General features: G+C 66.5%; 14 protein-coding genes. 4 read left to right on the top strand and 10 right to left on the bottom strand.

Annotation, left to right across the window (positions count from 1 at the left end; translation table 11 throughout):
- Positions 1–216 precede the first annotated feature (216 nt).
- The gene (deoC, locus tag PCJ21_RS17345) at positions 217–1257 is read left to right on the top strand and encodes a deoxyribose-phosphate aldolase (protein WP_269932674.1); all 1041 of its coding nucleotides are present in this window, start codon (positions 217–219) and stop codon (positions 1255–1257) included.
- 180 nt (positions 1258–1437) lie between these two features.
- A complete protein-coding gene (locus tag PCJ21_RS17340; RefSeq protein ID WP_269932673.1) occupies positions 1438–3807 on the top strand; it encodes an aldehyde dehydrogenase family protein in 2370 nt (789 codons plus the stop codon).
- A gap of 45 nt (positions 3808–3852) precedes the next feature.
- On the opposite strand, the gene PCJ21_RS17335 is transcribed toward PCJ21_RS17340, so the two are convergent.
- Genes PCJ21_RS17335 through PCJ21_RS17310 form a run of 6 tightly spaced genes read right to left on the bottom strand, consistent with a single transcriptional unit; the run spans position 3853 to position 10881 of the window.
- Positions 3853–4281, bottom strand: a complete 429-nt coding sequence (locus PCJ21_RS17335; protein ID WP_269932672.1) for a MarR family winged helix-turn-helix transcriptional regulator — start codon at positions 4279–4281, stop codon at positions 3853–3855.
- A complete protein-coding gene (locus tag PCJ21_RS17330; RefSeq protein WP_269932671.1) occupies positions 4278–4862 on the bottom strand; it encodes an amino acid synthesis family protein in 585 nt (194 codons plus the stop codon). Before PCJ21_RS17330 ends, PCJ21_RS17335 begins: the two co-directional genes overlap by 4 nt.
- A complete protein-coding gene (locus PCJ21_RS17325) occupies positions 4855–5736 on the bottom strand; it encodes a UPF0280 family protein (protein ID WP_269932670.1) in 882 nt (293 codons plus the stop codon). The genes PCJ21_RS17330 and PCJ21_RS17325 overlap by 8 nt, the downstream gene beginning before the upstream one ends.
- A complete protein-coding gene (locus tag PCJ21_RS17320) occupies positions 5733–7265 on the bottom strand; it encodes a 6-hydroxynicotinate reductase (RefSeq protein WP_269932669.1) in 1533 nt (510 codons plus the stop codon). Before PCJ21_RS17320 ends, PCJ21_RS17325 begins: the two co-directional genes overlap by 4 nt.
- The gene (locus tag PCJ21_RS17315) at positions 7262–10027 is read right to left on the bottom strand and encodes a molybdopterin-dependent oxidoreductase (RefSeq protein ID WP_269932668.1); all 2766 of its coding nucleotides are present in this window, start codon (positions 10025–10027) and stop codon (positions 7262–7264) included. Before PCJ21_RS17315 ends, PCJ21_RS17320 begins: the two co-directional genes overlap by 4 nt.
- On the bottom strand, positions 10024–10881 hold the full coding sequence (locus tag PCJ21_RS17310; protein ID WP_269932667.1) for an FAD binding domain-containing protein: 858 nt from the start codon (positions 10879–10881) through the stop codon (positions 10024–10026). The genes PCJ21_RS17315 and PCJ21_RS17310 overlap by 4 nt, the downstream gene beginning before the upstream one ends.
- A 191-nt stretch (positions 10882–11072) precedes the next feature.
- Between PCJ21_RS17310 and pncA the strand changes: the two genes are divergently transcribed.
- Both pncA and PCJ21_RS17300 read left to right on the top strand, forming a co-directional pair.
- Positions 11073–11672 (top strand): bifunctional nicotinamidase/pyrazinamidase, encoded by a 600-nt coding sequence (gene pncA, locus PCJ21_RS17305; RefSeq protein ID WP_269932666.1) that lies wholly within the window; start codon positions 11073–11075, stop codon positions 11670–11672.
- Positions 11673–11788: 116 nt separating this feature from the next.
- Positions 11789–13159 (top strand): sodium:proton antiporter, encoded by a 1371-nt coding sequence (locus tag PCJ21_RS17300; RefSeq protein ID WP_269932782.1) that lies wholly within the window; start codon positions 11789–11791, stop codon positions 13157–13159.
- A gap of 133 nt (positions 13160–13292) precedes the next feature.
- On the opposite strand, the gene PCJ21_RS17295 is transcribed toward PCJ21_RS17300, so the two are convergent.
- Genes PCJ21_RS17295 through PCJ21_RS17280 form a run of 4 tightly spaced genes read right to left on the bottom strand, consistent with a single transcriptional unit; the run spans position 13293 to position 16574 of the window.
- On the bottom strand, positions 13293–14000 hold the full coding sequence (locus tag PCJ21_RS17295) for an ABC transporter ATP-binding protein (RefSeq protein ID WP_269932665.1): 708 nt from the start codon (positions 13998–14000) through the stop codon (positions 13293–13295).
- Positions 13997–14734, bottom strand: a complete 738-nt coding sequence (locus tag PCJ21_RS17290) for an ABC transporter ATP-binding protein (protein WP_269932664.1) — start codon at positions 14732–14734, stop codon at positions 13997–13999. The genes PCJ21_RS17295 and PCJ21_RS17290 overlap by 4 nt, the downstream gene beginning before the upstream one ends.
- Positions 14731–15696: a branched-chain amino acid ABC transporter permease gene (locus PCJ21_RS17285; RefSeq protein WP_269932663.1), complete on the bottom strand. Its 966-nt coding sequence runs from the start codon at positions 15694–15696 to the stop codon at positions 14731–14733. The genes PCJ21_RS17290 and PCJ21_RS17285 overlap by 4 nt, the downstream gene beginning before the upstream one ends.
- A complete protein-coding gene (locus PCJ21_RS17280; RefSeq protein WP_269932662.1) occupies positions 15693–16574 on the bottom strand; it encodes a branched-chain amino acid ABC transporter permease in 882 nt (293 codons plus the stop codon). Before PCJ21_RS17280 ends, PCJ21_RS17285 begins: the two co-directional genes overlap by 4 nt.
- Positions 16575–16667: the final 93 nt, after the last annotated feature.

The raw sequence follows: 16667 nt of genomic DNA, 5'->3' as shown, positions 1-16667 counted from the left end.
GCCGCCGTCAAAGCCGGATCGCCAGGCGGTCCGGCGCTTGACCATCTGGTCAAAATAACGCTGCGCCGTTCCAGAATTTCGTCTATCTTCCACCCGGGGACTCGTGGAGCCTAGCTACACGGGCTATTCTTTGTCGTGCCGCGCCAAGCGGCGCCTAAGATGTTACGCCGGCCACAGCATTGCTGAAGGCCAGGCATCGGGAGGAAAGGCAGTCAGATGAGCGGCAATCCGCGCGAAGCAGAGACGTCGGCCACCATCACGCCTTTGCCGACGCGCCAGGCTGCCAACGCGGCCGACACGCACGCGATTGCGCGCAATCCCGGCATGGCGCTGGACATGGGCTTTCTGGAATCGATGCGCAGCGTCAACCGCTCGGCCTTGGAGCGGCGGGTCGGCACGCTGACCAAGCGGCGTTCGATCAAGGCCGACAACCAGGCTGCCTGGCTGCTCAGGTCGATCTCGCTGATGGACCTGACGACGCTCAACTCCAACGACACCGACGAGCGCGTGCGCCGGCTCTGCGCCAAGGCGCTGAACCCGCTGCGGCGCGACCTGACCGAGGCGCTCGGGCTTGGCGACACGGTGATCCGGCCGGCCGCCGTCTGCGTCTATCATCCGTTTGTCGCGACTGCCGTCGATGCGGTGAAGGGATCGGGCATCCATGTCGCGGCCGTCTCGACGGCCTTTCCGCATGGCCTTGCGCCGCTGCCGACGCGTCTCGCCGAGATCGAGGCGTCTGTCGCCGACGGTGCCGACGAGATCGACGTCGTCATTCCGCGCGGGCTGGTGTTCGGCGCGAAGTGGCAGGAGCTCTACGACGAGATCAAGGCGATGCGCGCCGCCTGTGGCGAGGCGCATCTCAAGGTCATCCTCGGCACCGGCGATCTCGCGACCTTGCGCAATGTCACGCTCGCCTCGATGGTGGCGATGATGGCGGGCGCCGACTTCATCAAGACCTCGACCGGCAAGGAAAGCGTCAACGCGACGCTGCCCGTTGGCCTCGCCATGGTCCGCGCCATCCGCGCCTATCACGAGCAGACCGGCACCCTCATCGGCTTCAAGCCGGCAGGCGGCATCTCGACGGCGAAGGTCTCGCTCGACTGGCTTATCCTGATGAAGGAAGAGCTCGGCCGGCCCTGGCTGGAACCGGAGCTGTTCCGCTTCGGCGCGTCCAGTTTGCTGACCGACATCGAGCGCCAGCTCGAACACCATGTCAGCGGCCGCTACTCGGCCAACCACCGCCACGCCATGGCGTGAGGCTGCGCCCCCTTACCCTCCTTGTGGGGAGGATCGCGCCGCAGGCGCGGGGTGGGGGTGAAGCTCGACAGCAGACCTAGTTTCGACCGCGTAACGATCAACGACCCCCACCCGGCCCTTCGGGCCACCCTCCCCGAAGATTGGTTTGGATCTTGGGGGGAGGGTAAGGGAGAGCCTCTCATGAACATCCTCGAACGATATCACGCCATGGACTACGCCCCGGCCCCCGAGGCCCGCAACGAAGCCGATACCTGGCTCGCAGCCCGCGACTTCTCGAAGTCGCTGTTCATTGCGGGCGATTGGCGCGCGGCTGTTGGCGACAAGACTTTCGACACCGAAGATCCATCCAGTGGCAAGCTTCTGGCCAAGGTCTCCGATGCCGGTGCTGCCGACATCGAGGCCGCCGTTGCCGCCGCGCGCAAAGCGCTGCCCAAGTGGAGCGCCGCGTCAGGCTATGAGCGTGCAAAAGTGCTCTATGCCATCGGCCGCGCCATGCAGCGCCACCAGCGCCTGCTTGCCGTGCTGGAAACCCTCGACAACGGCAAGCCGATCCGTGAGAGCCGCGACATCGACGTGCCGCTGGCGATCCGCCACTTCATCCACCATGCCGGCTGGGCCCAATCGCTGGACAAGGAATTCCCCGGCCGCAAGCCAGCCGGTGTCGTCGGCCAGATCATCCCGTGGAATTTTCCGCTGCTGATGCTGGCCTGGAAGATCGCCCCGGCGCTCGCCACCGGCTGTACCGTTGTGCTGAAGCCGGCCGAGTTCACGCCGCTGACGGCGATCCTGTTTGCCGAGATCTGCGAACGCGCGGGCGTGCCCAAGGGCGTGGTCAACATCGTCCAGGGCGGACCCGAGGCGGGGGCGGCGATCGTCAACCATGCCGGCATCGACAAGATCGCCTTCACCGGCTCGTCGGAGGTCGGCAAGATCATCCGCAAGGCGACCGCAGGTTCGGGCAAGAAGCTGTCCCTGGAGCTTGGTGGCAAGTCGGCCTTCATCGTCTTCGAGGACGCCGATCTCGACAGCGCCGTCGAGGGACTTGTCGACGGCATCTGGTTCAACCAGGGCCAGGTCTGCTGCGCCGGCTCACGCCTTTTGGTGCAGGAGAGTGTTGCCGAGGCCTTCATCGCCAAGGTCAAGACACGCATGAGCCGGCTGCGCGTCGGCACACCGCTCGACAAGAACACCGACATCGGCCCGCTGGTCGACAGGACCCAGCTCGACCGCGTCAGGCGCATGGTCGAGGAGGGCGCGAAGCAGGGCGCCGTCTGCTGGCAGCCGGACCAGGACGTGCCAACGTCCGGCTACTACCACCTGCCGACCTTGGCGACCGGCGTCGCGCCCGCCAACATCCTCGCCCAGGAGGAAGTATTCGGACCGGTGCTCGCCACCATGAGCTTCCGCAACACCGAGGAGGCTGTCGAGCTCGCCAACAACACGCGCTATGGCCTCGCCGCCTCGGTGTGGAGCGAAAACGTCAACCTGGCGCTGCATGTCGCGCCGCAGCTCAAGGCCGGTGTCGTCTGGGTCAACGGCACCAACATGTTCGACGCCGCCTGCGGCTTCGGCGGTTATCGCGAGAGCGGCTTTGGTCGCGAGGGCGGACGCGAGGGGCTGGAGGAATATCTGGCACCGAGCGAGCCGCATGGCCCGGTCATCAAGCCGGCGGCGGCCCCCAAGCAGGCGGCGCGCGACGCTGGCGAAAGCCATGGCATCGACCGCACCGCAAAAATATTCATCGGCGGCAAGCAGGTGCGCCCGGACGGCAACTATTCGCTCCCCGTTCTGACGCCGAAGGGCAAGCTTGCGGGCGAAGTCGGCCTAGGCAGCCGCAAGGACATCCGCGATGCGGTCTCGGCGGCGCGCGCCTGCAAGGCCTGGCCGGAGGCGACCGCCTACAACCGCAGCCAGGTGCTCTATTATCTCGCCGAGAATCTTTCGGGCCGCGCCGAAGAGTTCGCCACCCGCATCGTTGAGCTGACCGGCGCCAGCCACAAGGCCGCGAAGGCCGAGGTAGAGGCATCGATCGAGCGGCTGTTCTACTACGCCGGCACGGCCGACAAGTTCGAGGGCAGGGTGCACCAGCCGCCGGCGCGTACAGTGACCTTGGCGCTGCACGAACCGGTCGGCGTCATCGGCATCGTCGCGCCTGACGAGGCGCCGCTGCTCGGGCTGATCTCGCTGGTCGCCCCTGCACTTGCCATGGGCAACACGGTGGTGCTGGTGCCTTCGACGACGGCGCCGCTTGTCGCCACCGATCTCTACCAGGTGATCGAATATTCCGACGTTCCGGCGGGCGCGATCAACATCGTCACCGGCCACACCGCCGAGCTTTCGGCAGTGCTCGCCAAGCACGACGACGTCGACGGTCTGTGGGTCGTCGCCGAGGCCGAAATCTGTGCGAAAGCCGAGGCGGAATCGATAGGCAATCTCAAGCGCGTCTGGACCGGCCACGGCCGCAGTCTCGACTGGCAGACAGCCCAAGGCGACGCCTTCCTGCGCCGCGCCGTCGAGGTCAAGAACGTCTGGGTGCCGTACGGGGACTGAGGGAATAGGGCAGTAGGGCAGTCGAAAACAAACTGCCTTGCTGCCTCAGCTTATCCGCGACAGCAGCGCCACCAGCGTTTCCGCATCCTTTGGCGACAGCGGCTCCAGGGTCTGGTCGCTGATCGCCTTTGCCAGCGGCACAAGCTGTTCTATGGCGCGGCGCCCCTCGTCGGTCAGGTTGACCTGGAGCCGCCGCTTGTCGAGCTCATGCTTGCTGAGCCGCACCAGTCCGCGCGCCGCCAGTCGGTCGATGACACCTTTGACCGTCGCCGCGTCCATGGCGATCATGTTTCCGAGCTGATTTTGCGACGTCTCGCCGACGTCATGCAGCTTGGCCAGCGCGGCAAACTGCGGCGGCGTCAGATCGCTTATGTGCGAGGCGAAGATCGCGACATGGCGCTGGTGAGCCTTGCGCAGAATGAAGCCGATCTGCTCCTGCAGGCGATAGCCGTCGCCCAAGCCGTCCGGGCTCATCGCAGGCCGTCCCAGGCCGCTATGTCTTCGGCCTTCAGTCCGCCCATACGGTTGTGGATGCGCGGTCCGCAGGTCATGACCAGCGCAAAGACGATCTCGTCAGGTCGCGGTCCGTCCGGCACGCCGACCTCCATGGCGTCGAAATGGCTGCGCACATAGGCCGCGTTGATATGCCCGATCGGCACGTCCATGCGCGCGCCGAAACCACCGAGCTTCTTGGCCGACGGTACGATGGCCTTGGCCTCGCCGAGACGCTCGCGCATGGCGTAGCCGCCGGGCACATGCCACAGCGCGCCATGCTCCAGCTCGCCTGACGTTCCGACGATCGCCCCCTTGCCGTAGCCATCGATCGCCCCGGCACCGCCACCCAAGGCCGCGATCAGGCGGTCGGACAGCATCAGCCCGAGCGGCTTGAGATCGTCCATCGCGCTTTGCAGGTCCTCGACGTAGCGGCCGGCGAACGGGTTCTTCACCACCGCGAGCGCTGCCGCTCGTCGTCGCGGGATCTGCGCCGGCGGACCGCCATCGTGGAAGATCTCTTCGACTGTCACGGCGATCTTGCGGATCGGAAATTCAGGCATCGACCAGTCCCCCTCTTGTCGCAACGGCGGAAACGTCAAGCTCGAGCGCGCCACAAATGCGATATCGACCACCAAGGAATAGCGCCGCGGACTGGATCGACCCTTGCCGTCGGAACTTATCCGCGACGAGCGTTCCAGCGCAAAGCGCCGCATCGATTTCCGGGTCCAGCAATGGACCGACGCCGGTCGTGACAGGCCGCGCGCCAAGATCGCTGTCGGGCGCAAGCTCGCGGGCCGGCCGGCGCGTGATCGAGCGATGGCCGGGCAGGTCGACCGCATTGGCGATCAGCGTCGCCGCGGCGTCGGCCGCCGCGCCCGTAGTCGCCAGCACCGTCACCGCGTCGGCGATGCCGAGCGAAAAGCTGCGGCCGCGCCAGCCGCTGGTGGCGATGCCGCGCACAGGGTCGCTGGCAGCGATCGTCAGGCGATCTGCGAGCCCGTGCCCCGTGCCGGCGATCGCCACGCTGATCCGCTGGCCGGGCGCGACGTGCAGCGCGATGTCGCCGCCATTGTTGACATAGGCGCGGTCGAGCGTGCGCCCCGCCACCATCGCAGCCATCACCTCGTCGGCGACCGAACCGGCGACGGCGGCCATGGGCGTGATGAACACCTCGGCGAGCGGGGCGACGGCGTTCTCCATCCGCTGCGCCGTCGTCCCGGCAAACCGGCGTGGCGAAGGGCGCGAAGGCCGGCGCAATTCGCCAAGCTCCGCGACCAGTTCCGGCAGCACGGTCTCAAATCTTGACGCGGCCTGGCGATACGCCGCCGCGACCTCATCGGCCTGTCCATACGCCCGGACGATCAGGTCGATCGGACCGTGATTGAGATGCAGGCGCCGTCCGTCCGGCAGCCAGTTGACCTCCGGCCCGTTCATGGCCGGGCGCCTTGCGATCGCCGCAACTGCGCCAGGGGCGGCCAGGGATTGCGCGCCGGTGCCGCGCCGGCGCTCCGCTCGTTGAAATATTCGCCGCCACGGGCCACGACGTCGTCGACACTGCGTATCTCGGCCGCGAAGCCGCCCAGCGCCAGATAGTCGTCCTTGCGCAGCGTAAACTCGATCGGTGCAACCAGCGCAGGCGTCGGCACATAGCCGAAAGCGCCATCGGGCACGTTCAGCACGTCTACCATCAAGGTGATGCCGCCGCCCGGCCAGACGTAGACCGGCGCGCCGCCGACGGTGACGTAGGTCTTCAGCCCCTGCACCGATCTGGTCAGGTTGACCGGGTTCTCGGTGACGCCGGCGCGCAGCGAACCGCCGGCGCCGCCAACGAAGAGCACCGTGCACAAAGCCGGCTCACAATTTTCCTCGATCAGCTTGACGGACTTCCCCAGGCGTTCGGGAAACGGCTTCGCCACCGGCGCCAGCGCCTCGTCGAGCTCGTAATAGGCAAACTGTTCTCCCGTCGTCGAGACCATCAACAGCGACAGGCCCGGCCGTGCACCCTTCTTGGGGTTCCATTCGCCCAGGATGGCGAGCGGGTCGGATATTGTCGTGCCGCCCCAGCCGAGACCCGGCTCCGATACCTTGAAATAGCGGCCCGGCGTCGAACGGCGCCCGATGATCCTGATCCCGGTTTCTTCCCAGCCGAGCACCTTGCCGGCCTGATGTTCGGAAACCACGCCGGTGATGTGGTCGTCGACGACGACGACCTCGTCGACCAGACCACGCCATTGCGAGGCAAACATGCCAATGGTCGCGGAGCCGCAGCCGACGCGCATGCGGTTCTCGACTGTCCCGTCGATGACAGGCGGCTGGCCCGCCTGCACGACAACCTTGGCGCCGCCCTCGATCTCGAGCTCGACCGCCTTCTTGTTGCAGAGTTCGAGCAAGGTGTCGCAGGTCACCCGTCCCTCCGACTTGGACCCGCCGGTCAGGTGGTGCACGCCGCCGAGCGACAGCATCTGCGAGCCATATTCGCCCGTCGTCACATGGCCGACCGCCTCGCCCTGCGACCGCACGATGGCCGTTTCCGCGCCGAGATGGCGGTCGGTGTCGATCTTCACCTTGACGCCGCAATAGGAGAAGATGCCCTCGGTGACCACCGTCACCAGGTCGACGCCCTCGACCTCCTGGCTGACGATAAAGGGGGCCGGCTTGTAGTCGGGATAGGTGGTGCCGGCGCCGATGGCGGTGACGAAGCGCCTGGTGGTGTTGACCAGTTCGCCGTCCCATCCGTCGCCGCCGAAGGGCACCACGGCTGCGCCGCTCTCGACGGCGTAGTCGAGCAGGCGCACGGGATCGCATCGCACGATCCTGCCGCCGAAATTGCCGTAGCGGTCGCAGGCGCCGGTGCGGCCTTCGGCGATGTAGCACATCACGGGGCAGGCATCGCAGCGCAGCTTGTCGCCGGCCAGCTTGTCGCCGGGCGCGTGCGTTTCGAAGCGTTCGGACAACTCGCTCATGCCGGGCCTGCCTCGGCCAGCGCCGCCAGGATGCGCGACGGCGTCGCCGGAACCTTGCGCACCGAAACGCCGGTCGCGTGACGGATGGCATTGAGGATCGCCGGCGCGGTCGGTATCAGCACATGTTCGCCCAAACCCTTGGCGCCAAAGGGTCCTTCCGGGTCCGGAACCTCCACGAGGATGGTTTCGATCGGCGGCACGTCGCCCGCCGTCGGGATCAGGTAGTCGTGCAGGTTCTCGGTTCGGCCGGGGATATATTCTTCCATCAGCGCCATGCCGATGCCCTGGGCGATGCCGCCCTCGATCTGGCCGGCAGCCAGCAGCGGATTGATCGCCTTGCCGACATCGTGGGCGGCGGTGATCTTGAGCAGCCTGACCGTGCCGAGCTTCAGATCCACCTCCAGTTCGGCAATCTGCGCGCCGTAGCCATAAACGGCATAGGGCGTGCCCTGGCCCTTGGCGTCGAGAGGTGCGGTCGGCGGGTCGTAGCTTTCCTCGGCGCTGAAGACGAGGCCGTCGCCGTCCTCGGCCATGCGGTCGAGCTCGATATGGCGGCGCACCTCGCCCTCCCACACCGTCAGCACGCTGCTTTCCAGATGGAATTGCGCGGCCGGCGAGGCATTGGCGAAGCGCAGGATGTTGTCGCGCAGCGTCCGGGCCGCCTTCTCCGCCGCCTTGCCTGAAACGTAGGTCTGGCGCGAGGCGGAGGTCTTGCCGGCATCGGGCGTTATCGCGGTGTCGGCGGAGCGCAAGACGATATCGCCCAGCGGCAGGCCAAGCGCATCCGCCGCGATTTGGGCGATCACGGTGTTCGAGCCCTGGCCGATGTCGACGGCGCCCTGATGCAGCACGACCTTGCCTTGGCGAGACAGGCCGAGCTTTATCGTCGAAGGATTTGGCAGCGAGGTGTTGCCGCAGCCATACCAGCATGAGGCGATACCGACGCCACGCCTGACCCCGGACGCCCGCGCGTTGTGCGCCTCGGCGTCGGCCAAGGCGCGCGCCCAGGGCGGCGACAGCGCCTCGAGGCAAGCGCCGATGCCCACACCGGCCTCAAGTCGCTGTCCTGTCACCGTTTCGTTGCCGTTACGAAGCGCGTTGCGCAAGCGCAGTTGCAGCCTGTCGATGCCTAGCCGCTCGGCCAACTCATCGAACAACGTCTCTTGCATGAGCGTCGCCTGGGGCACGCCGAAGCCGCGAAACGCGCCCGAGACCGGCCCGTTTGTGTGGATGGCGCGGGCCGTGGCGCGATAGTTCGGCGTGAGATACGGGCCCGAGGCATGCACCGGCACGCGATTGGCGACGGTCGGACCGAAGCTGGCATAGGCGCCGGTGTTGAACGCGCCGTCGAACACCATCGCGACAACCCGGCCGTCGGCATCGGCGGCGATGGAGGCGGTCATTGCTGCCGGGTGACGCTTGGTCGTCGACATCATCGATTCCGCCCGCGTGTAGGCGAGCGCGGCCGGTCGGCCCGTCTTCAGTGCCACAAGGCCGATCAGCGGCTGCAGCGAGATGTCGATCTTCGAGCCGAAGCCACCGCCAGTCGCCGCCGGCACGATGCGCACCTTGTCGGGCGCTAGTCCCAGGATCGCGGCAGTATCCTCGAGATCCATATGCGGAGCCTGGGTACAGGCGACGATGGTCAGTATGCCGTGTTCCACAAATGCATAGCCGGCTTCCGGTTCGACGTAGGCGTGCTCGACATAGGCCGTGTCGCAATGGCCGGTGACAACGCATGCCGCCTGTTCCAGCGCGCGGTCCGGCTCGCCACGCTCGACAAAGCCGCGGACCAGAATGTTGCCGGGCCGGCCGGCATGCAGCAAGGCTGCTTGTTCCGCCTGGGCTGCTTCCGGCTCAAGCGCCGCCGACAGCGGCTGCCAGGCGACCGGGAAATCCGCGAGGTCCAGTTGCGTCGCAGCCCAGCCCTCGCAGGCCACCAGCGCCACCGCTTCGCCGCGAAACCGTGTCTCGTGTTCAGCAAGCGCCGGCTGGTCGGCGAAGGGAGGAATGACGCCGAAGCGGTTCACGCCCGGGATGTCGTCCGCGGTGAAAACCGCTGCCACGCCCGGAGTGTTGGCGGCATAGGCCTTGAGGTCGCCGAAGGAAAACGCGGCGCGATGATGCGGCGAGCGGACCACCAGCACGGACAGGGATTCTTTCGGAAAGGAATCCGCACCGAATTTTTCCGCACCCGTCACCTTCGGCAGGCCATCGAGCCTGACAGGCGAGGCGCCGACGGCATTGCCGGAAGCCGGCAGGCGGAAATCGAAACGCGAGGGCGGCTCGCCTTCGAGATACCGGTGCGCCTCCATCACCGCCTCGATGATCTTGTGATAGCCCGTGCAGCGGCAGAGCACGCCGCCGATCGCATCCTGGACTGCGGCCTCGTTCGGCCGCGGGTTGCATTCGAGCAGCGCTGTCGCGGCCATCAGCATGCCCGGCGTGCAGATGCCGCATTGAGCGGCGCCGTGGGCCAGGAACGAGGCCTGCAAGGCGCTCAGCGAGCCATTGCCGAGCCCTTCGACCGTGCGCACGGCGCAACCTTCCAGAGCCGAGGCGGGCACCAGGCAAGCGCAGACTGGATCGCCTTCGAGCAACACCGTGCAGGCGCCGCAGTCGCCGGCGTCGCAGCCGACCTTGGTGCCAGTCAGGCCGAGGTCGTCGCGCAGAACCGAAGACAGCCGGCGCATCGGCGCGATGGACAGCGCCACCGGCGCGCCATTCACGTTGAAGCTGATTGGCGCGCGCTCGGTTTTCATGCGGCTGCCCGCCTTTGCGGATCGCCCGCCGCCGTCTGCAGCGCCCTGACCACGATCTCGCGCACTGCCTGCAAGCGGTAAGCTGCCGTGCCGCGGACATCATCGATCGGCGACAGCTCGTCCAGCGCCGACGCCGCCACCAAGGCAGCGATTGCCGCCGTATGCTGGCCCGTGAGGGCCTGTTCGAGGCCCGCCAAACGCCGTGCCACGGCCGAGCAAGACCCAACGGCCACGGATGCTTCCGCCATGCGGCCGTCGGCGTCGACCACGATCCGCGTCGCCGCCATGGCGATGGAGATCACCAGGTAGCGCCGCGCGCCAAGTTTGATGAAGGCGGAGTTTCCACGTGCCGCGCGCTCCGGGATGAGGATCGCGGTCAAAAGTTCGTCGCGGCGCAGCGCCGTCTTGCGGTTGCCCAGGACAAACTCCCGCAAAGGCAAAACGCGCACACCGCTGCGGGCGCTGAGTTCCACCTCGGCATCGAGCGCCAGAAGCGGCGGCACGCCATCCGCAGCGGGCGACGCGTTGCAGATGTTGCCGGCTATCGAAGCGACATTCTGGATCTGGATTGCGCCGACCTCGCGCGCCGCCTGCTTCAGCGCGTCGAAGGCCGGCGGCAGGTCGGCGTGCTGGATCTCGGTCCAGCTCGTCCTTGCGCCGATGACGAAATGGCCGCCGGTTCTGGCGATGCCGCGCAGCCCGGTCAGTCCGTTGATGTCGAGGATGTCCTCTGTGAGCGGGCGATTGCCGAGCGAGGGATAGAAGTCGGTGGCGCCAGCCACCACCCGCCAGTGCCCTTCGCCGAGAAGGGACAGTGCTTCGTCGAGCGTCTTGGGTCTCGCGTAGCGAGTCACGCAATGCCTCCCGGCGGCCTGCCGGTCAAATCGTTCGCATGCAAATGATAGACCTCCACAACCTTTTGTCAAAGCCGGCTTTGCTGATCCTGAACTTGCCGTTGTTGAAGGTAGTCGAAGTTGCAGGTTGACCTCGCCGCGCATCTGACCCAGTTTCGGCGGCCTTAAGACCCAGACCTCAAGGAGGCTCCATGGCCGCGGACGCGCTTATCGTCATCGACCTGCAGAACGATTTCTGCCCCGGAGGCGCGCTGGCCGTCGCAGGCGGCGACGAAGTCGTTCCACTGGTCAACGATCTCATCCGCAACACCGAACATGTCATCCTGACCCAGGATTGGCACCCGGCGGGGCATTCGAGCTTTGCATCGACCCACCACGGCAAGCAGCCGTTCGAGGCCATCGACATGCCCTACGGCACACAGGCGCTCTGGCCGGACCACTGCATCCAGGGGTCGAGGGGCGCCGACTTCCACACCGGGCTAGCGTGGAGCAAGGCCGAACTGGTCATCCGCAAGGGCTTTCGCTCGGGCATCGACAGCTACTCGGCCTTCTTCGAGAACGACCGCCTGACGCCGACCGGACTTGCCGGCTATCTGCGCGAACGCGGAATCGGCGAGATCATGCTGGTTGGACTTGCCACGGATTTCTGCGTCGCCTATTCGGCGCTCGATGCGGTGAAGCAGGGCTTCGCGACGTCGGTCAGGCTCGACGGATGCCGTGCCATCGATCTCAACGGCTCGCTTGACGCGATGATGGGGGCGATGCGCGACGCGGGCGTCAAGCTGCTCTAGGCGTTTGCCTTGGCGCATTGGAATTGGGCAAGCCGGCGTTCGGCCGGTCTGGGGACTGAATGAAACTTCTGCATTTCGCGGCACCGCCCTTGGCGCTTTCAGGGCTGCTTGTTTCGATGAATCCGGCGCTCGCCGCCGAAAGCGGACTGCCGGGCGCGCTCATGTCGTTGTGGTGGGCGCTGCCCTTCGCCGGTCTGCTGCTCTCCATCGCCACCGGCCCACTGTTGTTTCCGCATGTCTGGGAGCATCACTACGGCAAGATTTCGGCCGGCTGGGCGGCGCTGGTCATCGTGCCGATGGCGCTCGCCTTCGGGCCGCATGTCTCGGCCGAGGCCGTGCTGCACACGCTGCTGCTCGAATACATGTCCTTCATCATCCTGCTGCTCGGCCTGTTCACCATTTCCGGCGGCATCCTCGTGGCCGGCAACATTTCGGGCACGCCGCTGGTCAATGCCGGCCTGCTTTTGATCGGCGCGCTGCTCGCTTCGGTGGTCGGCACGACGGGCGCATCGATGATCATGATCCGGCCGGTGATCCGCGCCAACGACAACCGGCGCTTCAACGCCCATGTGATCGTGTTCTTCATCTTCCTGGTGTCCAACATCGGGGGATCGCTAACCCCGCTGGGCGATCCGCCGCTGTTCGTCGGCTTCCTGCGCGGCGTCGATTTCTTCTGGACGACCGGCAATCTGTGGCGCGAAACCCTCTTCGTCGGCGGCATGGTGCTGGCGGCGTTCGTCGCGGTCGACTGGTACTTTCACGGCCGCGAGGCGGGCGAGCCCAAGATAAAGGATCCGACGCCGCACTCGAAAGTCCGTATCCGCGGCCTTGCCAACCTGCCGCTGCTGGCTGGCGTCATTGCAGCCATTCTGCTTTCGGCGGCATGGAAACCCGGTGTCGCCTTCACCATCCAGGGTGTTGCGGTCGAACTGCAGAATCTCGTTCGCGACGGCATCATCCTGGTGCTGGCGCTGGTTTCGCTCGTCGTCACGCGCCAGGAATATCGCGCCGCCAACGGTTTTGCCTGGGGACCGATCCTCGAGGTAGCGAAACTGTTCGCCGGCATCTTCATCTGCATCGTTCCGGTCATCGCCATCCTGCGTGCCGGTCCCGATGGCGCCTTTGCGCCGCTCGTCGCCCTGGTCAGCGGCCCCGACGGCGCGCCCAACGACCTGGCCTATTTCTGGCTCACCGGGGCGCTGTCGTCGTTCCTCGACAATGCGCCGACCTATCTGGTGTTCTTCGAACTGGCGGGCGGCGACCCCAAGGTGCTGATGACACAGCTGGCAAGCACGCTGGTGGCGATTTCGGCCGGCGCGGTGTTCATGGGCGCCAACACCTATATCGGCAACGCGCCGAATTTCATGGTCTACGCCATCGCCAGGGAGCGCGGCGTCAACATGCCGGGCTTCTTCGGCTACATGCTGTGGTCGGGCGCGGTGCTGATCCCGACGTTCCTGGTCGCCGGCTTCCTGTTCTTCGGGTGAGGGGTCCCCTCATCCGGCCGCTGCGCGGCCACCTTCTCCCCGTTGGGGAGAAGAGGTAGACGGCGCTGTCTCAAGCCTCCTCTCCCCAGCGGGGAGAGGTCTGCCGAGCGGAGCGGAGGCAGGGTGAGGGGGCCTACCCCACGCCGACATAGCGACGGATCATGCCGAGATCTTCGCGCAACTTCGCCACGTCCACAGTCTCGCGGTTGCGGCCATTTTCGATGAAGGCGACGCGATCGGCGACCGAGAGAACGGCATCGACGCGCTGCTCGACCAGAATGGTCGAAACGCCGCGCTCGCGCAGCTTCGCCACCGTCTCGCGGATTCTGGCGATCATCGATGGCATCAGGCCTTCGGTTGGTTCGTCGAGCAGCAGCACGTCGGGTTCGAGGCAAAGCGCGCGCGCCATCGCAAGCATCTGCTGCTCGCCGCCCGACAGCGTACCGGACCGCTGCTTCATCCGGTCGCGCAGCAGCGGAAACAGGTCGAGCACGGCCTCACGCACCGCACTGCCCTTGCCGCGCGCCATCAGTCCGATCTCGATGTTCTCGGCCACTGTCAGCTCGGCAAACAGCCTGCGGCCCTGCGGCACATAGGCGACTCCCGCCTTTGGCACCTCATGCGCCGGCAGGGCCGTCAGTTCCCGCCCGCCGAGCCGGATCGAGCCGGCACGTGCCGGCACCAGTCCCATGATCGCCTTCAGCGTCGTCGTCTTGCCGGCGCCGTTGCGTCCGAGCAGGCACAGCACTTCGCCCTTGCGCAATTCGAGGCCGAGCCCGTGCAGCACCTGGACTTCGCCGTAGAAGCAGTCGAGCCCCGACAGCGTCAGCGCGGCGCTCATGTGCCGGCTTCCGTCGCGGTGCCGAGATAAGCGGCCTGCACCGCCGCGTCGGCGCGGATTTCGGCCGGCGTGCCTTCGGCGAGCACCTTGCCCGCGTTGAGGACGGTGATGCGGTGGGCGAGTTCCATGACGACCTGCATGTTGTGCTCGATCAGGAGCACGGTCGCATCAGAGGCGATCTCCCGGACCAGGGCGATGAAATTCTCGATCTCGCCATCAGACAGGCCTTGCGTCGGTTCGTCGAGGATCAGAAGCCGCGGCTTCAGCGCCAGCCCCATCGCCACCTCGAGCAGGCGCTGGTGGCCGTAGGCCAGCGCGCCGGCCTGTTCATGTGCCCGGCTGGCCAGGCCGACGCGCTGCAGCGCGTCCATGGCGCCGTGATGCACTGCGCCGCGCGACCGGCCATCAGTCAGGGTGCGCTGTACCGGCAGGGCGACGTTGTCGTAGACGCTGAGTTTGGCAAAGACGCTGGTGATCTGGAAGGTGTAGGCGATGCCGCGCCGGACTCTCAGATGCGCCGGCATGTCGGTGATGTCCTCGCCGTCGAAGACGATGCGTCCCGAGCTCGGCGGGTAGCGGCCGCAGATGAGGCTGACGAAGGTCGTCTTGCCGGCGCCATTGGGGCCTATGACGGCCCGGATCTCGCCGGCATCGAGCGCGAGATCGACGCCATCGACGGCGCGCAGGCCGCCAAAATGACGCGACAGGCCCTTGGTCGTCAGCAGCGCCGTCATGGCAGCCACCTGACCCAACGCTCGCGCACGGTGCCGAGAACGCCCTTGCGGAACCAGATCACCAGCAGGATCAGCACGAGGCCCACGACGAGCATGTAGGCGGAGGTGTAGCTGCTGGTGATGTCGATGACGTAATACATGAACACCGTGCCCACCAGCGGCCCGAGCGTGGTGGCGGCCCCGCCGAGCAGCACCCACAGCAGCGGCAGGATCGAATATTGCACCGAGGCGAAGGTCGAGCCGATATAGCCGAACAACAGCGCGTAGGCCGCACCCGCGGCGGCGCAGATTATGCCCGACGTCACCACCGCCGCCAGCTTGTTGGCGAAGGTGTCATAGCCGAGCATCCTGGTCCGCTCTTCGTTTTCGCGGATCGCGACCAGCACGCGGCCGTGGCGTGAGCGGACGATGGCCAGCGTGGCGAACAGGGCGGCGGCGAACAGCGCCACCGCCATTAGATAGCGGGTCGTCGGGTTGGTCAGGTCCAGCGTCCCGGCGCCGAGAGCGACCTGCCGCGACTGCTGCTGCAGCACGAGCCCTTCGTCGCCGCGCGTCCATTCGCCGAAATAGAGCGTGGTGAGGTAAAAGACCTGGGCGAACATCATGGTCACGATCATGAAGGCGACGCCCGATGTGCGCAGCGCCAGCAGCCCGATGACCAGCGACACGAGGATGCCCGCACCGATGCCACCGGCGAAGGCCGCCGGCACGCCCCAGCCGAGGTGGTAGAGCGGCAGGCCGGCGCCGTAGAGCCCGGCGGAAAAGAACATCGCGTGGCCGAGGCTGAGCAGGCCGACATAGCCGAACAGGAGATTGTAGCCCATGGCGAACACGGCCAGCACCAGCACGCGCGCCAGCACGCCGTGGTGGTACTCCGGCAGGATGAAATTGAGCGCGACCAGCAGGGCAACGACCGCCGCATGCAACGTGTAGACCTTTGCCGTTTCCCCGTCTCCGCTCATTTCGTCGCCGTCCCGAACAGGCCCTGCGGGCGGAACACCAGCACCATGGCGACGACGAGCGTGGCGATGATCTTGGCCAGCGTCGGCGAGAAGAACACCGAGATGATGCCGTCGGAAACGCCGATCAGCAGAGCGGCGATGACGGTGCCACGCAGCGAGCCGAGCCCGCCGATGATGACGACGATGAACGACAAAAGCAGCGGGTCGAGCCCCATAAGGTAATGCGCCTGCTGGATCGGCACGATCAGCACGGCGGCGACTGCCGCCAGCATGGCGCCGAGCGCGAAGACCGCGCCATAGACGCGGCCGACCGGAATGCCGAAGGCAAGGGCTGTCTCGCGGTCATATTGCGTGGCGCGCATGACGAGGCCGATGCGCGTCCGCGTCAGCACGAACCACGTCGCGAGCAGCAACAGGGCGGACGCCGCTATCACAGCGAGCTTGTAGCCGGAATAGCCGAACCACGGCAGCTGGATGCGGACGTTGAACGGCGGCGTCACAGGCCGCGCCTCCGGTCCGTAGAAGGTCAGCGCCAGCTGCTGGATGATGTAGAGCAGGCCGATGGTGGCGACGATCGTCGCTTCCGGATCATATTCGATGCGGCGCAGCACCAGTCGCTCGGCGGTCCAGGCGATGGCGCCGACGATCAGCGGCGACAGCACCAGCGCGAGTGCAAAGCCGATTGCCGGATTGCCGGAGACCGCCGAAGTGATCGCCCAGGCGAGCACCGCACCGAGCATGAAAAACTCGCCATGGGCGACATTGACGATGCGCATGACGCCAAACACCAGCGACAGGCCAAGCGCCGTCAGCGCCAGTACCGACGAGGTGACCAGGCCTTCGAGGGTGGCGAGCAGGAGATGCGGGAAGAAGGCCATTCAGGTGCGGCATCCTTACCCTCCCCCTTGTGGGGAGGGTGACCGCGAAGCGGTCGGGTGGGGGTAAAAAGGCTCAGTTCCAGGTTTGGCGAC

Origin of the sequence: Aminobacter sp. HY435, from assembly GCF_027568395.1 — a bacterium.
GTDB lineage: Bacteria > Pseudomonadota > Alphaproteobacteria > Rhizobiales > Rhizobiaceae > Aminobacter.
The sequence above is the reverse complement of the archived record's forward strand: the minus strand, read 5'-3'. Positions and strand labels throughout refer to the sequence as shown.